The organism is Rahnella perminowiae (genome assembly GCF_019049755.1).
GTDB lineage: Bacteria > Pseudomonadota > Gammaproteobacteria > Enterobacterales > Enterobacteriaceae > Rahnella > Rahnella perminowiae.
Genome location: NZ_JAFMOS010000287.1, coordinates 1 through 3,600, shown reverse-complemented (window position 1 = coordinate 3,600; position 3,600 = coordinate 1). Strand labels below are relative to the sequence as shown.

Below are 3,600 nucleotides of genomic sequence, written 5' to 3'. Positions count from 1 at the left end.
TGTTAAAGAGCAGTGAGTTACGCGCTTTCGCTTGCTAACTCGAGGTGGCGTATATTACGCTTTCCTCATTCAGTGTCAACCGTTTATTTCATCCGGTTGCCGCTGTTTTTAATCTTTCCGACCCGGTCACTTCGTGATGTTGTTCACGTTGTTCCCTGTCGATGGAGCGGCATTATAGGGAGTTGGATTTTAATGGCAAGCGAATAAATACAGTTTTATTTCGTTTGCCGTTTTTTTATCCAGAAGACGTTATTTATGGCCTTTTGCTATAAAGGAAGGCAATGCGGCAAGGCTTTCCAGTACCGCATCGGCGGCATTTTCACTTACGGAGGTTACGGGCTTGCCGGTACGCACTAAAATCTTATGCCCCACCCCCGCAGCGGCAGCTGCCTGCATATCCTCCAGTTTGTCGCCCACCATATAAGAAGAAGCCATATCAATGCCCAGTTCTTCTTTGGCCGTCAAAAACATCCCGGGTTGCGGCTTACGGCAATCACAAACCTGAGTAAACTCTTTAATGGATCCTTCCGGATGATGCGGGCAGAAATAGATACCATCGAGATCAACCCCGCGATCGGCAAGCGACCAGTCCATCCACTCTGTCAGAGTCATAAACTGATCTTCAGTAAATTTGCCACGTGCGATACCGGACTGGTTGGTAACCAGTACCAGTAAAAAGCCCATCTCTTTTAATTTAAGACAAGCATCAATGACCCCATCGATGAACTGGAAGTTATCGATTTCATGTACATAACCGTGATCGACATTCAGAGTGCCATCACGGTCAAGAAAGATTGCTGAAACTGGTTGTGCCACGAATTTGCTCCTGATGGCTGATTAACGGCGCCAGTATCGCATGTTTTCAATGTCTGTGAGAATGCTAACCTGGTTGACTTAGACGTCTAGACGCCTTAGCATCCACACCATACTACGGAGAAGACCTCCGCAGAGTTAAATTCACCACGTCACGGCAAAAAGACAGAATAAAAAAATATGATTAAACTTTCTAACATCACCAAGGTTTTCCAGCAGGGTTCGCGCCAGATTGTCGCGCTCTCTGACGTGAGTCTTCACGTCCCTGCCGGACAAATTTATGGCGTCATCGGCTCTTCCGGCGCGGGGAAAAGTACTTTAATCCGATGCGTGAATTTGCTGGAGCGCCCGACTGAAGGCCAGGTATTGGTCGATGGTCAGGATCTGATGTCCTTCTCAGAGAAAGCACTTACCCGTGCACGCCGACAGATTGGCATGATTTTTCAGCACTTCAATTTGCTGTCGTCACGTACCGTTTTTGGCAACGTTGCTTTGCCACTGGAACTCGACAATCTGTCTTCAGCCGCGATTAAAAAGCGCGTCTCTGAACTGCTGAGTCTGGTCGGATTAGAAGATAAGCATGACGCCTATCCTGCCAATCTTTCCGGTGGACAAAAACAACGCGTAGCGATTGCCCGTGCGCTGGCCAGTAATCCAAAAGTATTGCTCTGTGATGAAGCGACCAGCGCACTGGATCCGGCCACAACCCGCGCAATCCTGGAATTGCTGAAAGATATCAACCGCCGTCTGGGGCTCACGATTCTGCTGATTACCCATGAGATGGACGTCGTAAAACGCATTTGCGATCAGGTTGCCGTGATCAGCGATGGCAAACTGATTGAGCAGGATAAAGTGAGCGAGATGTTCTCACATCCTAAGACTCCGCTTGCCCAGCAGTTTATTCAGTCAACATTGCACCTGGATATTCCGGATGATTACGCCGTGCGTCTGTTGACCACGCCTGAAGCGGGTCGAGTGCCCTTATTACGGTTAGAATTTACCGGCCAGTCAGTGGATGCTCCGCTGCTTTCAGAAGCGGTCCGTCGCTTTGACATTAATAATAATATCATCAGTGCTCAGATGGATTATGCCGGTGGCGTGAAGTTCGGGATTATGCTGACAGAAATGCACGGTTCAGAAGAAAACACTCAGGCGGCAATTCGTTTCCTGCATGAGAATCAGGTGAAAGTAGAGGTACTCGGTTATGTCTGAGGCAATGATGTGGTTAATGGGCCGGGGTATCTGGGAAACGGTCATCATGACGCTAACCTCTGGCTTCTTTGGTTTTGTCCTGGGTCTGCCTTTTGGTGTGCTGTTATATGTCACCCGTCCGGGTCAGATTGCAGAAAATAAAAACGTCTATCGCGTGATGTCAGCGCTGGTGAATATTTTCCGTTCTATTCCTTTTATTATCTTACTGGTGTGGATGATTCCGTTCACCCGCATGATCGTCGGTACCTCTATCGGTTTGCAGGCAGCGATTGTTCCGCTGACTGTGGGTGCAGCACCGTTTATTGCCCGCATGGTTGAAAATGCTCTTTTGGAAATTCCAAGTGGTCTGGTAGAAGCCTCCCGCGCGATGGGGGCAACACCGATGCAAATCATCCGTAAAATTTTATTACCGGAAGCTCTGCCAGGATTGGTCAATGCAGCTACCATCACGCTGATCACCCTCGTAGGCTATTCTGCTATGGGTGGCGCAGTGGGTGCGGGTGGTTTGGGTCAAATCGGTTATCAGTATGGTTATATCGGTTATGACGCAACCGTGATGAATACGGTATTAGTCCTGTTAGTGGTTTTGGTGTATTTAATACAATTTTGTGGCGACCGCATTGTAAAAGCAGTCACACATAAATAAAAACAGCTGTAATAGCTACCCTGTGAATGATTTATATCCGTTTATTGAGGAAAGGACATGTCTAACAAATTCAAATCCATTGCCATTGTCGGCGCGCTTCTGGGATCGCTGGCTTTAGTCGGCTGCGGGCCAAAAGAACAAGATCCAAACCATATCAAAGTGGGTGTGATTGTCGGTTCTGAACAGCAAGTGGCAGAAGTTGCACAGAAAGTAGCTAAAGAAAAATACGGCCTTGACGTTGAGCTGGTGACTTTCAATGATTACGTTTTGCCTAACGAAGCACTGAGCAAAGGCGACATTGATGTTAATGCCTTCCAGCATAAGCCTTATCTTGATCAACAGATCAAAGATCGCGGTTACAAACTGGTGCCGGTCGGTAACACATTCGTTTACCCAATCGCCGGATACTCTAAAAAAATCAAATCTATTGATGAACTGAAAGATGGCGATCAGATTGCGTTGCCAAACGACCCGACTAACCTTGGTCGTTCTTTGCTGCTGCTGCAAAAACAAGGTCTGATCAAACTGAAAGACGGTGTTGGCTTGCTGCCGACTGTTCTGGATGTGACCGAGAATCCTAAAAATCTGAAACTGGTCGAACTTGAAGCCCCACAACTGCCACGTTCACTGGATGATGCCAAAATCGCTCTGGCCATTATCAATACCACCTATGCCAGCCAGATAAACCTGACGCCGGAGAAAGACGGTATCTTCGTAGAGGATAAAGAATCTCCATACGTGAACCTGATCGTGGCACGTGAAGATAACAAAGATGCTGAAAACGTGAAGAAATTTGTTCAGGCTTACCAGTCTGATGAAGTGAACGCTGCAGCAAATAAAATCTTCAACGGCGGCGCAGTAAAAGGTTGGTAATTGTCCGAAATCAGGAACGTTACGTTTCTCCTGACTATTCATTTATAAGATAGTAG

General features: G+C 47.3%; 4 protein-coding genes. 3 read left to right on the top strand and 1 reads right to left on the bottom strand.

What is annotated here, in order from left to right; all coding sequences use genetic code 11:
* Positions 1 to 249 precede the first annotated feature (249 nt).
* Positions 250 to 816 carry a D-glycero-beta-D-manno-heptose 1,7-bisphosphate 7-phosphatase gene (gene gmhB, locus J1785_RS02480; RefSeq protein ID WP_217218733.1) on the bottom strand — a complete coding sequence of 189 codons (567 nt, stop codon included), beginning with the start codon at positions 814 to 816 and terminating at the stop codon, positions 250 to 252.
* Positions 817 to 993: 177 nt separating this feature from the next.
* Between gmhB and metN the strand changes: the two genes are divergently transcribed.
* From metN to J1785_RS02465, 3 genes are read left to right on the top strand one after another with little or no spacing between them, the layout of a single operon-like run.
* A complete protein-coding gene (gene metN, locus J1785_RS02475; protein WP_129955001.1) occupies positions 994 to 2,025 on the top strand; it encodes a methionine ABC transporter ATP-binding protein MetN in 1,032 nt (343 codons plus the stop codon).
* Positions 2,018 to 2,671 (top strand): methionine ABC transporter permease MetI, encoded by a 654-nt coding sequence (locus J1785_RS02470; RefSeq protein WP_015696115.1) that lies wholly within the window; start codon positions 2,018 to 2,020, stop codon positions 2,669 to 2,671. The genes metN and J1785_RS02470 overlap by 8 nt, the downstream gene beginning before the upstream one ends.
* Positions 2,672 to 2,728: 57 nt before the next feature.
* Entirely contained in the window at positions 2,729 to 3,544 is an 816-nt protein-coding gene (locus tag J1785_RS02465) for a MetQ/NlpA family lipoprotein (protein WP_129955000.1), read from the top strand.
* The last annotated feature ends 56 nt before the right edge of the window (positions 3,545 to 3,600 follow it).